Source organism: Zavarzinella sp., assembly GCA_041399155.1.
Lineage (GTDB): Bacteria > Planctomycetota > Planctomycetia > Gemmatales > Gemmataceae > JAWKTI01.
Genome location: JAWKTI010000001.1, coordinates 1,778,965 through 1,797,477 on the forward strand (window position 1 = coordinate 1,778,965; position 18,513 = coordinate 1,797,477).

The 18,513-nt window shown below is 48.0% G+C and carries 17 protein-coding genes; 13 read left to right on the plus strand and 4 right to left on the minus strand.

What is annotated here, in order from left to right; all coding sequences use genetic code 11:
- Nucleotides 1-37 precede the first annotated feature (37 nt).
- The 9 genes from R3B84_07325 (at nucleotide 38) to R3B84_07365 (ending at nucleotide 8,444) form a co-directional block, all read left to right on the plus strand.
- Nucleotides 38-457: an NUDIX domain-containing protein gene (locus R3B84_07325; GenBank protein ID MEZ6140366.1), complete on the plus strand. Its 420-nt coding sequence runs from the start codon at nucleotides 38-40 to the stop codon at nucleotides 455-457.
- A 244-nt stretch (nucleotides 458-701) separates the two neighbouring features.
- A complete protein-coding gene (locus R3B84_07330) occupies nucleotides 702-1,187 on the plus strand; it encodes a hydroxymyristoyl-ACP dehydratase (GenBank protein MEZ6140367.1) in 486 nt (161 codons plus the stop codon).
- Between the two features lie 14 nt (nucleotides 1,188-1,201).
- On the plus strand, nucleotides 1,202-1,963 hold the full coding sequence (locus R3B84_07335) for a 3-oxoacyl-ACP reductase family protein (protein MEZ6140368.1): 762 nt from the start codon (nucleotides 1,202-1,204) through the stop codon (nucleotides 1,961-1,963).
- 81 nt (nucleotides 1,964-2,044) lie between these two features.
- On the plus strand, nucleotides 2,045-2,434 hold the full coding sequence (locus R3B84_07340; protein ID MEZ6140369.1) for an acyl carrier protein: 390 nt from the start codon (nucleotides 2,045-2,047) through the stop codon (nucleotides 2,432-2,434).
- Between the two features lie 69 nt (nucleotides 2,435-2,503).
- A complete protein-coding gene (locus tag R3B84_07345) occupies nucleotides 2,504-2,989 on the plus strand; it encodes a 3-hydroxyacyl-ACP dehydratase FabZ family protein (GenBank protein MEZ6140370.1) in 486 nt (161 codons plus the stop codon).
- Between the two features lie 107 nt (nucleotides 2,990-3,096).
- The gene (locus R3B84_07350) at nucleotides 3,097-4,371 is read left to right on the plus strand and encodes a beta-ketoacyl-[acyl-carrier-protein] synthase family protein (protein ID MEZ6140371.1); all 1,275 of its coding nucleotides are present in this window, start codon (nucleotides 3,097-3,099) and stop codon (nucleotides 4,369-4,371) included.
- Nucleotides 4,372-4,412: 41 nt separating this feature from the next.
- Entirely contained in the window at nucleotides 4,413-5,711 is a 1,299-nt protein-coding gene (locus R3B84_07355) for a beta-ketoacyl-[acyl-carrier-protein] synthase II (protein MEZ6140372.1), read from the plus strand.
- A gap of 50 nt (nucleotides 5,712-5,761) precedes the next feature.
- Nucleotides 5,762-6,742 carry a prolyl oligopeptidase family serine peptidase gene (locus R3B84_07360; GenBank protein ID MEZ6140373.1) on the plus strand — a complete coding sequence of 327 codons (981 nt, stop codon included), beginning with the start codon at nucleotides 5,762-5,764 and terminating at the stop codon, nucleotides 6,740-6,742.
- A 1-nt stretch (nucleotide 6,743) separates the two neighbouring features.
- On the plus strand, nucleotides 6,744-8,444 hold the full coding sequence (locus R3B84_07365; GenBank protein MEZ6140374.1) for a GH3 auxin-responsive promoter family protein: 1,701 nt from the start codon (nucleotides 6,744-6,746) through the stop codon (nucleotides 8,442-8,444).
- Between the two features lie 5 nt (nucleotides 8,445-8,449).
- Here R3B84_07365 and argJ read toward each other — a convergent pair whose 3' ends face one another.
- Both argJ and R3B84_07375 read right to left on the minus strand, forming a co-directional pair.
- Nucleotides 8,450-9,628 carry a bifunctional glutamate N-acetyltransferase/amino-acid acetyltransferase ArgJ gene (gene argJ / locus R3B84_07370; protein ID MEZ6140375.1) on the minus strand — a complete coding sequence of 393 codons (1,179 nt, stop codon included), beginning with the start codon at nucleotides 9,626-9,628 and terminating at the stop codon, nucleotides 8,450-8,452.
- A 127-nt stretch (nucleotides 9,629-9,755) separates the two neighbouring features.
- Entirely contained in the window at nucleotides 9,756-10,532 is a 777-nt protein-coding gene (locus tag R3B84_07375) for an IS630 family transposase (protein MEZ6140376.1), read from the minus strand.
- Here R3B84_07375 and R3B84_07380 point away from each other — a divergent pair.
- On the plus strand, nucleotides 10,479-10,724 hold the full coding sequence (locus tag R3B84_07380) for a hypothetical protein (GenBank protein ID MEZ6140377.1): 246 nt from the start codon (nucleotides 10,479-10,481) through the stop codon (nucleotides 10,722-10,724). The two genes, R3B84_07375 and R3B84_07380, sit on opposite strands and share 54 nt — an antisense overlap.
- Nucleotides 10,725-10,954: 230 nt before the next feature.
- On the opposite strand, the gene R3B84_07385 is transcribed toward R3B84_07380, so the two are convergent.
- On the minus strand, nucleotides 10,955-11,245 hold the full coding sequence (locus tag R3B84_07385; GenBank protein MEZ6140378.1) for a hypothetical protein: 291 nt from the start codon (nucleotides 11,243-11,245) through the stop codon (nucleotides 10,955-10,957).
- A 110-nt stretch (nucleotides 11,246-11,355) separates the two neighbouring features.
- Between R3B84_07385 and R3B84_07390 the strand changes: the two genes are divergently transcribed.
- The 3 genes from R3B84_07390 to R3B84_07400 all read left to right on the plus strand — a co-directional run bounded on the left by R3B84_07390 (nucleotide 11,356) and on the right by R3B84_07400 (nucleotide 15,730).
- Nucleotides 11,356-12,411, plus strand: a complete 1,056-nt coding sequence (locus R3B84_07390; protein ID MEZ6140379.1) for a Tm-1-like ATP-binding domain-containing protein — start codon at nucleotides 11,356-11,358, stop codon at nucleotides 12,409-12,411.
- A 57-nt stretch (nucleotides 12,412-12,468) separates the two neighbouring features.
- Nucleotides 12,469-14,490: a redoxin family protein gene (locus R3B84_07395; protein ID MEZ6140380.1), complete on the plus strand. Its 2,022-nt coding sequence runs from the start codon at nucleotides 12,469-12,471 to the stop codon at nucleotides 14,488-14,490.
- 199 nt (nucleotides 14,491-14,689) lie between these two features.
- A complete protein-coding gene (locus tag R3B84_07400; protein MEZ6140381.1) occupies nucleotides 14,690-15,730 on the plus strand; it encodes a DUF1559 domain-containing protein in 1,041 nt (346 codons plus the stop codon).
- 69 nt (nucleotides 15,731-15,799) lie between these two features.
- Here R3B84_07400 and R3B84_07405 read toward each other — a convergent pair whose 3' ends face one another.
- Nucleotides 15,800-18,478: a tetratricopeptide repeat protein gene (locus R3B84_07405; protein ID MEZ6140382.1), complete on the minus strand. Its 2,679-nt coding sequence runs from the start codon at nucleotides 18,476-18,478 to the stop codon at nucleotides 15,800-15,802.
- Between the last annotated feature and the right edge of the window lie 35 nt (nucleotides 18,479-18,513).

Below are 18,513 nucleotides of genomic sequence, written 5' to 3' on the forward strand. Positions count from 1 at the left end.
ACTTAAGCCGATTGTTCCCAGAATCGAGTGACAGAATATGCTGAAATTGGTACGGCAAGCTGCCGTAGTGCCGATATTCAATAACCAAGTCGTTATCATTACCTCCCGCAGTGGTCAGCGTTGGGTGCTTCCGAAAGGAAATATCGAACGAGAACAAACCAGCCAACAAGCTGCAGAAATGGAAGCCTGGGAAGAAGCTGGGATCACCGGAAAGATATCCGAAGTGGCTCTAGGCTCCTTTTGCGAAAAGAAAAACGAGAAATTGTATCATATCACCGTTTACACAATGACCGTTGTCAATGTGTCAGAACGTTGGCCAGAAGCAAAACAGCGAGTACGAAAATTAGTAAATCTCGATGAAGTGGATTCTTTTTTGCAAAGTTCTGACATGTGCCAGTTTGTTCAAATGGGTTTTCGACATTTTCACACAGAAAAACTGGTTCCCACTGGTACCTAATCGCTCATCGTCAAATATTGCCCAGTCTTCCCGAACTATCCAAATTCCCCAATCACTATACAACTGCCGCTTTCTCGCATAAGAAATAGGAAATTGGCAAAATGGGTGATTTCGCTATTTTGAACCGTCGATGATTCAGCAATTACCCCGTGCTACTTGTCACGGGCACGGTTGAGAATATCTTTGCTATTTGTTAAAAAGTTGCGGTTGAACCAAAAGTGTTCCAGCAAGGGATGTGCCGCCAATGAAGTTTCACCTGATTGACCGCATCATTGCTTGGGAAGCGGGCAAAAGACTGCGTGCAGTGAAAAATTTAACATTGGCAGAAGAATATCTGGCAGACCATTTCCCCAGTTTCCCAGTGATGCCAGGGGTAATGATGCTGCAATCGGTAGTAGAAGCGAGTAGTTGGTTATGGAGAATCAGCAGTGGTTTTTCCCACGATCTGATTGTGTTGAAAGAAGCGAAAAATGTGAAGTATGGCACCTTCATGCTTCCCGGCAACACAATGCAGATTCAGACTGATTTATTAGAAATCAATGAGAATACGGCCGTTTTCCGTGGGAAAGGCACCACAGAAGCGGGAGCAACGACTGTCAGTGCCCAGATTGTTCTACGTGGGGAGGTTTTGCCCGCACGTGATGGTCCGGCACCTCGTGAGAGTTATCGGCACCACTGGCTGGAATTGACCAGATTTGTGAAAGAATTTTCATCTGAATTGAGTAGTTGAGGCACCACCGGAATATGCAACTGAAGGATAAAATAGCCCTTGTGACAGGCGGCAGCCGAGGGATAGGCCGTGGTATTGTACTGGCACTTGCGAAAGAGGGTGCTTCTGTAACTTTTATTTACCGTGGCAATGAAGAAGCAGCAAACTCACTGGTGCAGGAAATCAATGCCACAGGTGGGGTTGTCGAAGCGGTAAAGGCAGACGTTTCGCAAAAGGGGATTGCACAGGAAATTGTTGACAAAATTGTAGCAGAAAAAGGGCGACTGGATATTCTTGTGAACAACGCAGGAGTGATCCGTGACGGCCTGTTTTTACGAATGTCCGAAGATGACTGGAACACCGTGCTTGATACCAACCTTGGTGGCACGTTTGCGTTTTGCCGGGCAGTAGCTGCCCAGATGGCACTGAAACAACGCTCCGGCCGAATTATCAACATCAGCAGCGTTGCTGCCACGCACGTCAACCAGGGACAGTGTAATTATTCAGCCAGCAAAGGGGCAGTAAATTCGTTTACCAAAGCCCTGGCAGTAGAGCTAGCTGGCCGTAGCGTTACGGTCAATGCAGTGGCACCTGGATTTATCGAAACGGATATGAGTGAAGCTGTACGAAACAAAGCGGGAGACATCATCAAAAAAATGATCCCTGCCAAGAGATTGGGACAGGCAGAAGATATTGCCAACCTGGTAATTTTTCTGGCATCCCCGGCCGCCTCTTACATTACAGGCCAGGTTATTACCGTTGATGGTGGACTGAGTCTTGGTGCGGTGGGAGCATAATTGCATTACTGAACCTGCAAAAAGTTTGCGGGGCGAAATCAATGCAGACGGTGATTGGAATTGGGCACAGGAGTGAGTGATATGACTAAAGATGAAATTTATACCAAAGTTGCTTCAACACTTGTGGAAGCACTGAATGTTGACGATGACCAGGTTCATCCTAAAGCGATGTTGCAGGATGATCTTGGTGCAGAATCAATTGACTTTCTGGACATTGTTTTCCGTCTGGAACGGGAATTCAACATCAAGATTCCACGCAACGAACTGTTTCCGGAAACGATTTTCCAAGGCGACCCAGAGTTTGTGAAAGATGGGATGGTGACAGAAGTTGGCTTAAACGAACTGCGAACCAAAATGCCTTTCGCTGAAATTGACGAATTTGAAAAGAATCCATCCCTGGAAAACATTGGTACACTTTTTACCGTCGATCTGATTGTGAATTATATCCAGAACAAATTGGCCGCAGTCTGATTTTCTGGACGAATAGAAATATCGGCAATGAACTGTTGGTAATGTAGCCACTCTTCTACCAGGTACCCCATGCGTTGGATATGGATTGACCGCTTTACCCACTTCCAGGAAGGCGTTTCTGCAACGGCGGTGAAACTTCTCAGCCATGCGGAAGATTATTTTGCCGACCATTTTCCTGGTTACCCCGTCATGCCCGCCTGTTTGATGATTGAAGGCATGGCACAGACAGGTGGGATACTAGTGGGTTCGGTGAATCAATTCACCAAAAATGTTGTATTGGGAAAAGTAGTCAAAGCAGTCTTTTACTATGACGTTTTTCCCGGAGATTCGCTGTCTTACACTGCCACCATTGTGGATGTTCGTGACGGTGGGGGCACGATCACTGGCAAAATTATGCGTGGGGAAGACTTAATCGCCGATGTCGACCTGTTTTTTGCCCATGTCGCACCAGAATTAACAAAAGAATTCCTGGGGGACGGTAATTTTGTTTTTACAGGCCAATTGCAAAAGATGTTGGGATTGGCCAAGTCGGCCTCGCAAAATGCCGATAAGTAGCTAGTGGAAGATTTTTTTGCAAGATCAATCAGTGAAATTGGGTAAATTAAAGAGGCTTTTACGCCGATGAAGTTTTCATCTGGGTGTGAAAAGGGGCGTGACTCGTAATGTTCAGGCGGCGAGCGGTATTTACCGGCGTGGGTGTGGTTACCTCCATTGGAAGTGAACTTGACACGTTCTGGAACGGATTGTGCAACAGGGCCTCCGGGTTACAAAAAATCACCATGGCAGATACCTCGCGCTTACGCTGCCATATCAATGGCCCGATTCCGGATTTTGATCCGAAAACGGTCATTGTGGAGAGAGAGCAACGAAAAGCCCTCCGAATCATGGCACGGACAGTACAACTAGGACTGGTTGCTGCCCATATTGCCTTCCGGCATTCTCAGCTGGCACCGGGCTTATACGATCCATTACGTGCCGGAGTTGAATTTGGTGCGGGCATGATTGCCAGTGAACTGGATGATCTTGGGCGTGCAGCACGGACATCTCTGGATACCCCGGAAGGTCCCGTGAGTCAGCAAAAATGGGGCGATGTGGGGATGAAGGAAGTCCCACCTCTCTGGATGCTGAAATACCTGCCGAACATGCCATCGTGTCATGTGTCGATCACCCTGGATCTGCGTGGACCCAGCAACACCCAAACGAACACCGATGCAGCCGCAATTCACGCGTTGGCAGAGGCGTCACGGATTATTGAACGTGATGTTGCAGACTTGTTCGTCGTTGGTGGGGCAGAAAACAAACTCAATCCACTCAGTCAGACTCGCCATAATCTGTTTCAGGAACTCACAACCTGGGAAGGCGATCCTGCCGATGCCCACCGCCCATATGCCAGCGACCGTGCAGGAATTGGCATTGGCGAGGGTTCTGGTGCGATGGTGTTGGAAGAACTGCAGCACGCAAAGAAACGTGGGGCTACCATCCTTGCAGAACTTGTTGGTTACGGATCAGGGTTCGATCGCAAACGCGATGGCAAAGTCATGGCTCAGGTGATTCAGAACACATTGGATCAGGCTGGGATTCTGCCAGAAGACGTTGACCATGTACATACCCATGGGCTGGCAACCCAGTTTGCTGATCGATGGGAAACTCGAGCCATTTCACAGGTTTTTGGCAAAAATATCCCCGTCTGGACACTCAAAGGCAATATTGGCGCCACCGGAGCTGCCAGTGGTGGAATTGAAATGGTTGCCAGCATCCTGTGTGCAGTCCATGGCCAGGTGCCACCCACCCGGACTGGTCCTGTTATCGACCCCGAATGTCTTGTCCATGTTCACCACAATGGCATGCGCCCGATGACGAAGCCTTATATTGTCAAACTGAACTTCACCGACCTTGGTCAGGTGGGCGTTGCCGTCATCAAACGTTGGACTGAATAGTAAACTCCCTAAATAACTGAATACTTTGCATAGGTTTGAGCATGAGACATCAGCGACGCGTGGTTATTACAGGCATGGGTGCCATTACACCACTCGGCAACACTCCTGAACTGCTCTATCGGAACCAACTGGAAGGAATGAGTGGTGCTGGCCCGATTTTTCGCTTCGATGCCAGTACTTTTCCCACGAAATTTGCTTCCCAGGTAAAGGATTTCCGACTCTCAGATTACCTGACCGATGCAGATCAATACGTTGATTGTGGGCTGAATACCAAATTTGCGCTTGCAGCGGCAAAAGAGGCACTGCGGGATGCCGATCTGCTTGACAATGATCGCGTAGATCGCACCCGAATTGGTGTGTACTTGGGATCTGGAGAAGGGAGCCACGACTTCCCAAACCTGACTTTAAGCCTCGCAATGGCAACTCCAGAGCAAGGTTTCAAGGTCGATCCGACACGGTTTTACGATTACAGTATGACCACTTTTCGTGCCGGACACGAATATGAGATGGAAATGCACACCACTGCCGGTCGTGTGGCGGGCGTTTATGATCTCTTAGGACCGAATTACACCTGTCAGACTGCATGTGCTGCCAGCGGACAGGCAGTGGGCGAAGCATTAGAACTGATTCGTCGTGGCGACGCGGATATGGTTGTCTCTGGCGGTGCCCACAGTATGATCCATCCATTTGGCGTGACAGGGTTTAATCTGTTGACCACGCTGTCAATGCGGAATGATGATCCCCAGCGTGCCAGCAGACCATTTGATCTGAATCGCGATGGATTTGTACTGGGCGAAGGCTCTGGAATGGTGGTGCTGGAAGAACTGGAACATGCTAAGAAACGTGGGGCCACAATATACGCAGAATTGATGGGATACGGCACAACGGCAGATGCCTATCGAGTCACGGACAGCCACCCGGAAGGACGTGGGGCAATCGCCTGCATCCAATGGGCATTATTTGACAGCGGTTTGAATCACAAGGATATTGGTTACATCAACGCCCACGGTACCAGCACCCACGTGAATGACCAGGCAGAAACGATTGCCATTAAGCAGGTCTTCGGCGAAGATGCTTACAAAGTACCTGTTTCCAGCAGTAAAAGCATGTTGGGCCATCTGATATGCGCTGCCGGTGTGGTGGAATTGATTACTTCTGTACTGACCATTCGCAACGGCGTACTCCCGCCCACAATCAATTATGAAACCCCGGATCCAGAGTGTGATCTCGATTACGTGCCGAATCAGGCCCGTGAGAAAACAGTGGACCATGTCTTATCGAACAGCTTTGGCTTTGGTGGGCAAAACGTCTCGTTAATCGTCAGCCGGTTTCGAGATTAGGAACTGGAATTCATCAGATTTTCATTCTTTTTTCAGAATTGTGAAGAATTATGCAACTGACGCTTGGCTACTTGTTGCTGTTCGCACCGATAATTGCTGTAACTACTTTCCTGATCTATATTTACGTTTACGTGCGCCTGTTCTACATCGAGAACATGGTGCGTATCCTGCAAATCCAGCCGCTGTTTATTATCCCACGGGGTGATCACGATCCGACAGCGGAAGAAGTCCACTTTCCCACATCAGGTGGAGCAAAATTGTATGGAGTTTACTTCCATACGCCGCAGGCAGTGCGGAAAGGAGTCATTCTGTTTGGAATCGAATTTGGTTCCGATTGCTGGTCAGCGCGTGGGTACACGGAAGCGTTGGTTGCAGATGGTTACGATGTCTTCACATACGCACCACGGGGACAAAAGGGAAGCGATGTAATACCTGGTTATACCCCCATGCCCTGGATTACCACTTGGGAAGTAGAAGATTGCCACGCAGCCATCAATTATTTGCTTCACCGGCCCGATGCCGATCCAAAAGGAATCGGCTTTTTCGGTGTGAGTAAAGGTGCAAATGCGGGCCTTGCTGCTGCCACATCCTCTTCTGCAATCCGCTGTATTGTCACAGACGGTGCTTTCGGCCTGCTTTCCGTCATGGTGCCTTACATGAAACACTGGATCAAAATCTATAACCGCAATTTTCTGGTACATGGCATCGCACCTCGACGGTTTTATTACCACATTGCTGAAATTGGTGCCCGCCGTGCCGAAAGAAGACTGAAATTGCGGTTATATCGCCTTGACCAGCGAATGAAGAAGATCAAAAAGCCCGTTTTCATGATTCATGGTGCATTAGACAGCTATATTAAACCTGAAATGTCGCAAGAACTTTATGAGCGATCCGGTGGGCATCGCGAATACTGGCTCGTCCCGAAAGCTCGGCATAATCAAGCGATTACTCTGGCAAAAGATGAATATCGCCAGCGTTTATTAGAGTTTTTTAATCACCACATGCCCTCCAGCACCCCTAAGCAGGTGTAACATGTTTGTCACTCGATTGCTGGTCAAGTACCTTCGAAAAGCTCTTGCTCGACCACTTTACAGAAAGTTTGCCGCTTTTGAACTTGCTTGCCAACAACCACAGGCAGTGCAACAGGAGTTACTTCAGCAAATCCTTTTTCGAAATCGAGATACAGCATTCGGGCATGATCACCATTTTGCATCGATCAAAACCGTTTCTGATTTTCGACAGCATGTTCCGATTCATGAATATGAACAGCTCCACCCCTATATCCAAAGGGTGATGAATGGTGAAACCAGTGCATTGCTGGCGGAACCGGCCTTGATGTTTGCCCTGACCAGTGGCACCACTGCCAACCGAAAACATATTCCGATCACGGCTACCTACATCAAAGATTACCAGCATAGTTGGAATCTTTGGGGATTACAGGCGATCCGGGAGCACCGTCAGATATTTTTGAAGCCCATTGTGCAACTGGTGGGTGATGCGGATGAATATCGCACAGAAGCGGATATTCCCTGTGGAAACCTGTCTGGCTTTACGGCACAGTGCCAGCGAAAGATTATGCGGTGGATGTATGCGGTACCTGCAGCCACTGGGAAAATAAAGGACCCCACCGCTCGTATGTACGTTGCTGTCCGTGGTGGCTTGAAGAAGCCGCTTGGGATGCTGATGTCTGCAAACCCCAGCACGCTGGTCAATCTGGCCCGCATGATGAACGATCGAAAAGAAGATCTGATTCGGGATATTGCTGATGGCACATTAAACGCGCGGCTGGATATTCCGAACTCCATACGTGACAAGATGTTACGGCGATGGAAGCCCAATCCGAAGCGGGCAAAACAACTGGAAAGCTACGTCTCCCAGGCGGGGGTGCTTTACCCCAAAGATGCCTGGCCCGCGGAAAAATTGCTGATTGGGTGCTGGACTGGTGGCACTGTTCGAGCATATTTACGCCAACTTGAACAATATTACGGGGATGCACCTGTCCGGGATCTTGGCCTGCTCGCCAGTGAAGGCCGGATGAGTATTCCGATTGAAGACGGCAAATCAGGTGGGATTCTGGACGTCACCACACACTTTTATGAATTTATTCCGGAATCGGAAATAAATTCATCTCAACCAATAATTTTGCAGCCACATGAATTGAAAATGGGTGAAAATTACTTCATTTTGCCCACAACGAAGTCAGGACTCTATCGCTACCACATTTGCGATCTGGTGCGAGTGACGGATTTCTTTCATCAGACACCAATCATCGAATTTGTGGGGAAAGGGAGCCGCTTTTCCAATATTACTGGTGAAAAACTTTCCGAACACCAGGTGACTGCCAGCGTCGATCATCTGGTGACGCAGTTGCCACAATCGGTACGTGCATATGCCGTGGCACCTATCTGGGACGCACAACAACCTTATTATGGATTTTACATTGAAGAACAGGACGCCCGCGATCCGGAACTTTTGCGGAAGTTTATCATCGCACTGGATACAGAACTACAGCGTCGAAATATCGAGTACCAGGCAAAGCGAGAATCGTTGAGACTGGGACCGTTGCAGGCGGTCGTGATCAACAATGGTGCCTGGCACGACTGGGATTTACATCGAGTTCGGAAAACCGGTGGGTCGGTGGAACAATACAAACACCCTTGCCTGATTGGAGATCTGGAGTTTGCCAATCAGATGAAAGCAGTCGAAATTTTGCAGAACAAATCAGCAGCATGATCCCGTCAGGTGGTGTAGTCCGCATTCAGACGCACATATTCGGCAGTTAAATCGCATGTGTAAAATCGACAGTGCCCTGCCCCACGTTCCAGTTCAAACTTCAGATGAATGGTACGGTTTTCCTGCATCCAAGTACTCACTAACTTCTCATCGAAAGGTAGCGGGGTCCCTTTGCGATACAATTCAAACGGCCCCATCCAAAGTGATACCTCGGTTTCCTCGAATGGTACTCCCGCATAACCAGCTGCGGAAACAAATCTCCCCCAGTTGGGATCCGCTCCATAAACAGCTGTTTTGACCAACGCACTTTCTGCCACTGTTTTGGCAATCTGTTTCGCTTCTTGATCGGTGGTACAACCATGAATATCAATTGTCACCAGGTGGGTGGCACCTTCGGCATCTTCGGCTATCATGCGTGCCAGATCTTCACAGGCCAGAAAAATGTGCTGAGCGAATTCATCTAACTCTTTGCCATGCAATGGTTTACCCTGCCCGTTCGCCAGGCAGAGTACAGTATCATTGGTGCTCGTATGGCCTTCCACAGAAATACAGTTAAAAGTCTTGTCCACCGCTCCGGCTAAAATTTCCTGCAGTGCCGCAGCAGGTACATTCGCATCGCTGAACAAAAAGCCCAGCATTGTTGCCATGTTCGGTCCGATCATCGCCGCACCTTTGGCAAATCCTAAAAGGCGGGAACTCGCCAATTCGTAGCTGGTAATTTTGTAACGCGTATCTGTGGTAAGGATCGCACTCGCTGCTGAATGGAGTTGATCGATCGAATCACCAGACGCTGCCACCACTTTTGGAATGCCCACTTCTAAAATTGGCATGGGTAACATTCTGCCGATGACTCCAGTCGAGCATACCAACGCCTGGCCTTCGGAAAAACCGGCAGCATCCGCCATCAATTTGGTCATTTGGTGGGCATCGGCAAGTCCCTGATTGCCAGTACAGGCGTTCGCATTTCCGGAACAGATTACAATACCGCGAAACGGATTTCCCGGTGTTCTGCTGCGACATAACTGCACCGGTGCAGCCGCGACACGATTCTGAGTATATACCCCTGCAGCAGTAGCAGGGGATTCGCTGAGAACGACCGCCAAATCGAGTCGACCTGGTTCGCTTGCACGCAAGCCAGAATGAATACCACCAAAACGATACCCCACCGGGAGGACAATGCTCATTGCACAGAACCAATTAATGCTGGTTGGTTGGAAACACTGATGCATTTTTTAGCAGATTGCAACTTGCAAAGTATCTGCCGAATCAAAATCTGGTAGAAATCTTTGCAAAAAATGAATTAAACCAAAATCAGATTGAAAATCGGAGTTTTTCCGCTTGAGGATCGACTTCAAATCTTGGCCACAGTCTTTTAATTATTTCATCCGGAGTTTCATTCAATGTATCGATGAATCCTTTGCAAGCGTCGAACAAGTCACGCAAGGTTGCAAAACAACAATGTTGCGTGACCTCTTCACGCATCCATTTCCATAACCCTTCAATGGGATTGAAATCGGGACTATAACTGGGCAAAACTACTATTTCGATGTCCAACTCGCTGGCTTTGGTTCGAACGAACTTCGCCTTGTGCCAAGGTGCTCCATCCCAAATTACCACAACACGTCGACCTTGTCTTTCTACCCAATCGTTCACTCGGTGCAAAAATTCAGCCGTGTTTTCCTTGTTGCATTTGCCTTCGTTCCAGATCAAACATGCACCAGCACTGAAATTGTAAGCACCATACCAGTTGATGCGATCGGACAGCGGAGGGCAATCACTCACTCGCCAAGCCGATTCTCCCTTGCGCCACCAAGTATAGCCCAAGTCCATATCACGATGAAAATGGGATTCATCAATATAAATGATCACGATATCGCCGCGACACATTTGCTGGTACATATCCGCGAACTGTTTCAGGTATTCGGCCCGCTTTTCAGGGTCCCCTTTGCCGAACAGTTTCTTGCATTTCTTCCAGCTCAATCCCGCTAATTGCAGGATCCGCCGCACGGTATTCCGAGATACATACCGCTGGAATTGACAACCGATCCAGTTGCACAACTTCCTGATCGTCCATCCGTGGCCTGGCAATTGGTGATCTACCGGATCGCTTTTCAGAACGGCATCAACGATCTGCTCTATCTGCGACTGGACAAAAGGGGACACGGCCGCCAGTACGCCGATAAATCAAGGCGTCAGGTCCATGGTTGTTATATTTATGAACCCAGTTCAACAACACATCGTCGCAACGTCCAATTTCTGCGGCATAAGCAGTTGCGTTAGTGTGACCAAGAGCAATTTGGTACAAAGCCATAAACCGCTCCCGAGTACGAGGATGCTCGGATTCCAGAGCCAGGCGACGCAAATCATCGGTGGTTTGATTCCATTTAGTAGTGTTCGGTCGGATCATCCTTGATCTCCAAAGGTTGGTCGACTTGCCTAGGTTGAACATTCTGACCAGCTTAACATAACTCACCAAATCTGTAAACACCGATTTTCAATCTGATTTTGGTTTAGCCTGGATTGACATTCCCGGTGGTGGGGCTGCTAATCCCACTTTGCTGCTGTTTTGGTTTTCTGATGGAGTACATGACGGCGGTTAACATTGCTGTAAAAACCAACCCAATCAATGCCATATTGAGCGGTGCCTGCCACAAGACACGTTCGTTTGCGGGATCGTAAGACGCACCACTCTGCATCTGGTAAAACATCAGATAGCCACGGGCAAGCAAATGACCAATCAGAGCCAGACTGAGTGCTGCAATGACCGAATTTTTCAAAATAACGCGTACAAGTGGGTGCATCGACAGTGTACCAGTGAACTCTCTTTGCAAAATATAGCACAGTTTTGCGGGAATAATCAAAAGCAGTGCCACAAAAAAGTAACAAATCCATTATATAGACAATAGCTTATATGAACAATGAATTATATTCAGGATATTTGACCCTGGTTACTGCCGAACCAGACGAGCAGCCAGTTGAACAACTCAGCCATGATACGTCCGGCTGGATAAATCGAACTCCCTGGAATGACAGCCAATGGACAAAGATTCACAATCCAACTGTCATTTTGACAGGCATGCCATTACCTGAAGAAAAAATTCAGTTGCTGAAAACCATACCGAACAAACCGTTCGTATTGCTTTACACGTCAAAGCCTGAAGATTATCGTCGAAATTTCCCGCCACTGGTGGATGGGATTGTGAAATGTTCTGATGGCGATAAGTTACTTTCTCTTAACAACTTAAGTCGTATCATTTCGGGTTTGAAAACGTTCTCAGAGATATACACTTGGCAACCTACACTTGAGAAAAAATCGCTTGTTGCCGTTACTTATTGCAGTGCGACAGAATCCGCATTTTTGTTGTTGCAACAGCACCTGATAACAACCAAGTGGCAGGTCATCGGTATCCATGCAGATGGTTTTTGCGGGCAGATTCTCGAATATGCGGCAAAAAATCGCCTCATTCATGCTACAATTGAGCTGTCATCAAATGAATTGGCATATAATTTGCTAGCAGATTATCAATACCTGGGTGTCAACCGCTTGACTGGTGCCGCTATTGCAGGAATTCCACAGGTCATCTGCACCGGTGGGCTGGATGCAATGACGCACCAGGAACCCGTCAGTGGTGGCGAATTACCTACGGACCGTGCGGTGTTGCTCGATGATCAGGGCAACCTTTTCACAAGGTTGCTCCCACCTGAACTGGATTTAGTGGGACAGGAAATTGCCAGCAAAGCATGTGCTTCGAGCGGCAAAGTGGCCATTTTGCACCCTACAAGTGGTCTTTCAGACCGCGATCGGCCTATATCACCTTTCTGGCACCCGGAAGCAAATGCCACGTTGTGGCAAAGCATGCTGAATTGGGTAAATAACGATGTTACCTTGCAGGAAATCCCACAACACATGTGTGAAGAAACGATGGTCCAGCGCATAGTTGAAACTTTTCTTGCTGTAACAAAGTAACACTTGTTGTGTTATTAGGCTGTGGTGTTTTTCAATGATGAACCAGAGGTTGATCACGTGATCTATATACGATTGACGGTAGTGGTGCTGGCGGTGTTGGGCGTTCTCCCACAACTACGGGGACAACTCACCGAACGTGCCCAGTTGGAAAACTTTGTGCGGAACGCTTTCAAGCGGATCGATACAGACAAAGATGGTAAACTATCCGCCAAAGAAATCGAGTCTTATGCGGTGTTGAAGAATCGCCTCGCTGAAGCCGACAGCAATGGCGATGGTTTCCTGACGCTTGATGAAGTGCTTGCCTCCCTTGGTAAAAATCTGCCCAAAAATATGCAGGACACGCAAAAAGAGAACAAGCCCAAAGTGGCTGAACCAGAAGGGCCAAAGCCGCTTGCCGCTGCTCACGTAGGCGTAGGAAAAATGATTGCGGATTACGATTTCACCGACCTGAAAGGTAATAAAGCGAAACTGAGCGACTTGACTAAATCAAATGGCCTGGTGATTTTCACTACTGATACGACTTGTCCGTTGTGCAAAAAATATTCTCCAGTTATAGCACGGTTTGAAAAAGAATATCTGAAAAAAGGTTTCGGGTTCCTGTTCATCAATCCCACCGCTACAGATCGAAAGGAAACAATTACGCAATTCATCGAGAGTCATGGGTTAACTAGCCCTTACGTTCACGACATTGGCCACGAATTGAGTGCTCAATTAGCTCTCCGTTCTACCACGGAAGTGCTGGTACTGGATGCAAAACGCACTCTGATTTACCGTGGTGCAATCGACGATCAATATGGCCTCGGATATGCACTTGAGAAGCCAAGGACAGAGTATCTGCGAACAGTGCTAAATCAGATCCATTCTGGTGGAAGAGTGGAACTGGCAGCAACCGAAGCACCTGGATGTGTACTTGAGCTGAAAGTACAAACTGATACAGTTCAAGCCATTACCTACCACAATCAGATTTCGCGATTAATGAATACCCACTGCGTAGAATGCCACCGTACAGGTGGGGTGGGGCCATTTTCATTGACTACGTACAAAGAAGTGGTTGCCCGAAAAGCCATGATTGCCAAGGTGGTGGATACAGGTCGCATGCCACCCTGGTTTGCAACAGCAGATGCAAAAGCAAGCCACTCTCCCTGGGTAAACGATCGCTCCATTCCAGCTGCGGATAAGGAAATGTTACTGAAGTGGATCAAAGGTAATGTGCCAGAAGGGAACATCAGCGATGCACCGAAGCCACTGGTTTTTTCGAAAGGCTGGCAGATCAGCAAACCGGATGCTGTTTTCGCACTCCCAGAAGCGGTTGAAATCAAAGCAGAGGGGGTAATGCCGTATGTAACCTTACGAACACCAACAAATTTCAAAGAAGATCGTTGGATTTCGGAAATGGAAATTCGCCCCACTGCCCCTGAAGTGGTGCACCACGTGCTGGTATTTGTTGTGCCACCTGACAGTAATGGCAGACCAGGCCGTTTACGTGGTGGCGAAGCAGCCGGCTTTTTTGCCGCTTACGTGCCAGGCACCAACCACTGGATTTATCCCGATGGATTCGGCAAAAAAATCCCCAAAGGATCGGATGTTGTCTTTCAAATGCACTACACCCCAAATGGCACCGCAGTAAAGGATCAGACGGAGTTTGGTGTCGTGTTCGCCAAAGAAAACCCACGCTATGAGTTAAAAGTGACCGGTATTGCAAACCCGCTTATTCGAATACCTGCCAATGCGGCAAACCATCAGGAAGAAGCATTTTTGCGATTACCGATGGATGCCAAAGTAACGGCACTGATTCCCCACATGCATGTACGTGGGAAAGCGTTCCGCTACGAACTGGAAACAGAAGGTGGTAAAAAAACTACCTTATTGGACATCCCACGGTACGATTTTAACTGGCAACTGCTTTATCGATACGCACAACCACTGGATGTGAAACGAGGCAATACGATCATCGCCACTGCTGTATATGACAATAGTTCCAAAAATCTGGCGAATCCTGATCCCAACAAGTTGGTTCGCTGGGGCCCACAGACATTTGATGAAATGCTGATTGGTTATGTGGAATATTACGTGCCGTAATCAGTTAATCCTCAATTTCAACCGCACCTTGCTGTAGACCGGCAGCACTTCTAGTCCGAAAAACACCCACCATCAATCGATCGATGATAAAAGTCAGTGATCAAAAAATTTTGTTGAATTATGCTTGACAAGGTATAACAATATTTTACCATGAACAATGTAATTAGAACGTTGTCATACTTTCTTGGAGTATATTCAAATGAATCGTCCTATTCGAAAAGGTTTTACCCTGATTGAACTATTGGTAGTGATTGCGATCATCGCGATTTTAATCGGTCTGTTGCTACCCGCAGTGCAAAAAGTGCGCGATGCAGCAAATCGATCGAGTTCGCAGAACAATCTGAAACAACTGTCTCTGGCCTGTCACAGCTATGATTCTGCTGTGGGATATCTGCCAGGTTTGTCACCCTCACCTTCTGGTGGAAATGCCAATAGTTTTGGGTATTCGGTCCATGCCTTGATTCTGCCATACATCGAGCAGGAAAACCTTGGTAGGTTGTTTGATCCGAACACCCAGCCCCTGTTTACTGGTACGTTTCCATTTAGCCATGCATTAAACCCGCAAGTTGCAGGTGCGGCCGCAACTCCCGTCAAAACATTCCTCTGCCCGGCTGATGGACAGCAGCCAGTAACCTACACTAATATCACTGGTGGTGGGACGCACGCTGGCACCAACTATGTCGTGAATATTGGCAGCGGTACCGGAAATTTCACCGACACTCGCTTTCCTACAGATGGCTTATTTTGGTATGGTTCAAGAGTTGCCATTGGAAACATCGGCGATGGTAGCTCTAACACTTTGATGTGGTCTCAATGTTTGCGTGGTACTGGAACTGCCAATGTCACTGGTGTTGGTTTTTCCGGATTAACTGCTGATCAACAACGTCGATTGTACAGCAATCAGGCAGGTAGAGGCGTCAGCGCTACCGGTGGCCTCACGCCACCTTTGACAGAAGCGGAAGCAACCAGCAGCACCACCTGGCTAACGAATCGTGGTGGTTCCTGGATGTGGGGTGCCGGCTCTGTCAACGGCTTTAATACTTTTCGTACACCAAATTCTCAGCTTCCCGATTCTACCGCACACGGACAAGGTTGGCTCTCCGCACGTAGCTCTTTCAGTGGTGGGGTGAATGTTGCGATGGCTGATGGTAGTGTTCGATTCGTTCGAAACAGCATTCAACTTGCAACGTGGCGTGCAATGTCCACCCGTGAAGGTGGAGAAGTGCTGGCAGATAATTAAGCTACTCCCAGAAAGATTTCCTATCACTTGTGAAAAATGTGCTCTGTAATCTGATTTGTTCAAATTCCCTCAGTTGTTCTTCTCAAAGCGCTCTTTCATTTTGGCTAATTCTGCATCTTTCTTCTGGGTAGAAAGTGCTGCTAACAACCCCGCCTGTGCTTTGATGTTGGTCACATCAATTCTAATTGCATCCCATGCAACTTCTTCAGCTTCGGGGAACTTTGCCTGATTCAAATAAAGCTGCGTCAAAATCAGTCGGCTGTCTAAATCATCCGCATCCTGCTGAATGTGCCGTGCCAGTGCATCTGCCAGTTTCTCTTGTTGTTTCGTTTTCTGATAGACTTCAATTAACAAAGGCAGCCATTCAGCATCCACTGGTGCAGTTTCCAAACCACGTTCAAACATGGCGGCAGCTTTGTCAAATGCCTCTGCTTCCAGATAAAGTCTGCCTAAATACAACAGTAATTTTCCATCGTTTGGGTGCGCTTTTTGTGCAGCTTCAATCGTCTTCAAAGCAGCATCATTATCGCCATCCTGTCGCTGCAGACGAGCGAGTACTACGGAAGCCAGTGGGTGGGTATTATCCTTTGCCAAAACCTTTGCGACCACTTCTTTGGCATCCTGAGACTTACGTCTTCGCTGGTACATATCGGCAAGCTGGGCTGCAATTTCCAGATCTTCCGGCTTCTCTTCATGCTCTTTAATCAGCTCTTCCAAAGTTTTCGCAACGGCAGAATTCGCCTGGCTGGGAGCAATATTGATCGATTCAACCTTTTTTCGAACATATTCCAGATAACCACGTTCGAATTCCAGTTTGCTGATTTTGCAAACCCTGGTAATCGCAGCATCGGTTGAGAGACCCGCACCGTAAGCATCCAGCAGTGGGCCCAGGTTCTGAATACCAAACGATTTGATGAAATATTCTACGTAAAGGTAGCTTTGGTAATATGCCAGATTCCATTCAGATGGTGAACGTGGACGAACAAATCCCATCGTAATATTGTCCAGGTTCAGCAGATCTTTCGCCAGATAGCGCTGACGCAGAATCACATCCCAATTGGGCGGGCGAACGCTCCCTTCTTTTCGCACCGCGAGACCTTCTGTCACCCAGTGTGGTACAAGAAAGTTGGTTTGTGCCAGATTAAAAATGTGCACCAATTCATGTCGCACTACCCTGCCCCAGTTGAACGTTCTTAATAATCCTTTGGCTTTTGGAGATGCCATCGTAACAACACGCCCAGTACAGGCACCAATGGTGTGCAGGTCTGGCAACCCTACGGTGCGGCCAGAAAACATTTCATGGCTGCTGAATAATTCGAACAGCACTTTTTCCTGAGGTTCAAACTGAAAATCTTTTGCCAGTTCCGCATGAATTTCTTCAAGGTAATCGGCAATAAACAATGCCAGCAGCCGATCGTTGGCTGGATCGTACCGCACAATATAGTGGGGGGTTTCAATCGTCTCGTAACTTTCCATGTGCTTCATCACACGGATGGAATTAGAAACCCGAACATGAAATCGATCTAACTCAAATGCTTTATTCAAAGCAACTTGCGCTTCTTTTTCTTTCCCCAGCCGCAGATAGAGCATGCCAATGCCCGCTTGTGGTGCAGACAGATCATCCCGCAGTTCGATCGATTTCCGGTAATATTTCTCAGCGTCTTCGTAATACTTGCGATCCTCCAGTGTGCGTGCCAACACATAATAAAAAACTGCTGGTTTTGCATTGAACTGATCAACAATTGCTATTTGCCGTTGAATACCTTCCGGATGATCGGTGAATCGACTGATCGCAGCAAGTCGCGCGTAAGCCTCTTCGTCTTTAGGATTGAATGTCGTTGCTTCTTTCAGCATTTTTGCAGCAGAAAGAAAATCACCACCGATCATGGAAACATCTGCTTTCAATTTCAGTGCACTGGGCAAGCCAGGTTGATGCTTCAATGCCATCTCAGCGAATTGCTCCGCATCCTGCAGCTTGTATTCCTGCAGAGAAACCAGCCCCTTACCCACATATGCTGAAGCAGCCTTGGGATTCATTGCCAACGCTTTATCAAAAGCTTCAATCGCCTGAGGGCGATTATGTTTTTCGAGCAGAAGCATCCCAATTTCGTATTCGACCTGCCAAAGATTCTTATCAAACTTCAACGCATCGGGATAAAGTTCGTTGAGTATGAATTTAAACTGATTGGAAAGTGCGTGCCAGCGGGCATTCTCGGCCCCAGCCAGACCAACCAGCAGTAGATGCTCCCCCACCTGGATCGGTTTGTCTTCATTATCGAGCCGGCTGTAGGTACGCACAAACCATCGCATTGTGATATCGGCCTCTTTTAGATTCCCACGATCACGCAGTAATTTTGCTTTCACCCAGCGTGCCAGAAAATGAGAATCGTTGGTCGCAATCGCGGCATCAGCCAATTTGTCCGCTTCATCCCATTTCCCACGTTGAAAATATGTCTCTGCCAGGTGGGCTTGGAGATCGGGATCTTTGGGATGCTTTTTCAGTGCCAGTTCCAGAATTTTTACAGATTCATCCCACTTGGCTTCACTCCAGGCCACCTGTGCCAATCCCACCTGCGCTTGTGGGGCCGTTTCCGCATCGCCTGCAGCTTCCTGATATAGTTTGGTCGCTTCCGCATAATTGCCACGCAGCCAGCGGGTGCGAGCCTCTTCCAGAGTGGATGAGGCTTTGTCCTGGCTGTAACCAAAGGCGGTACAGAGAAATAAGGCCAATGAGATGGCAATTTTCATGAAAAGCTACTCTCAAAAGTGTCACATTCTCATTT

What these genes read in the sequence shown, in the direction of transcription:
- R3B84_07405 (MEZ6140382.1), bottom strand. Translation starts at nt 18,478, where the DNA reads ATGAAAATTGCCATCTCATTGGCCTTATTTCTCTGTACCGCCTTTGGT.
- R3B84_07390 (MEZ6140379.1), top strand. Translation starts at nt 11,356, where the DNA reads ATGAACAATGAATTATATTCAGGATATTTGACCCTGGTTACTGCCGAA.
- R3B84_07335 (MEZ6140368.1), top strand. Translation starts at nt 1,202, where the DNA reads ATGCAACTGAAGGATAAAATAGCCCTTGTGACAGGCGGCAGCCGAGGG.
- R3B84_07345 (MEZ6140370.1), top strand. Translation starts at nt 2,504, where the DNA reads ATGCGTTGGATATGGATTGACCGCTTTACCCACTTCCAGGAAGGCGTT.
- R3B84_07385 (MEZ6140378.1), bottom strand. Translation starts at nt 11,245, where the DNA reads ATGCACCCACTTGTACGCGTTATTTTGAAAAATTCGGTCATTGCAGCA.
- R3B84_07330 (MEZ6140367.1), top strand. Translation starts at nt 702, where the DNA reads ATGAAGTTTCACCTGATTGACCGCATCATTGCTTGGGAAGCGGGCAAA.
- R3B84_07340 (MEZ6140369.1), top strand. Translation starts at nt 2,045, where the DNA reads ATGACTAAAGATGAAATTTATACCAAAGTTGCTTCAACACTTGTGGAA.
- argJ (MEZ6140375.1), bottom strand. Translation starts at nt 9,628, where the DNA reads ATGAGCATTGTCCTCCCGGTGGGGTATCGTTTTGGTGGTATTCATTCT.
- R3B84_07360 (MEZ6140373.1), top strand. Translation starts at nt 5,762, where the DNA reads ATGCAACTGACGCTTGGCTACTTGTTGCTGTTCGCACCGATAATTGCT.
- R3B84_07355 (MEZ6140372.1), top strand. Translation starts at nt 4,413, where the DNA reads ATGAGACATCAGCGACGCGTGGTTATTACAGGCATGGGTGCCATTACA.
- R3B84_07350 (MEZ6140371.1), top strand. Translation starts at nt 3,097, where the DNA reads ATGTTCAGGCGGCGAGCGGTATTTACCGGCGTGGGTGTGGTTACCTCC.
- R3B84_07325 (MEZ6140366.1), top strand. Translation starts at nt 38, where the DNA reads ATGCTGAAATTGGTACGGCAAGCTGCCGTAGTGCCGATATTCAATAAC.
- R3B84_07365 (MEZ6140374.1), top strand. Translation starts at nt 6,744, where the DNA reads ATGTTTGTCACTCGATTGCTGGTCAAGTACCTTCGAAAAGCTCTTGCT.
- R3B84_07400 (MEZ6140381.1), top strand. Translation starts at nt 14,690, where the DNA reads ATGAATCGTCCTATTCGAAAAGGTTTTACCCTGATTGAACTATTGGTA.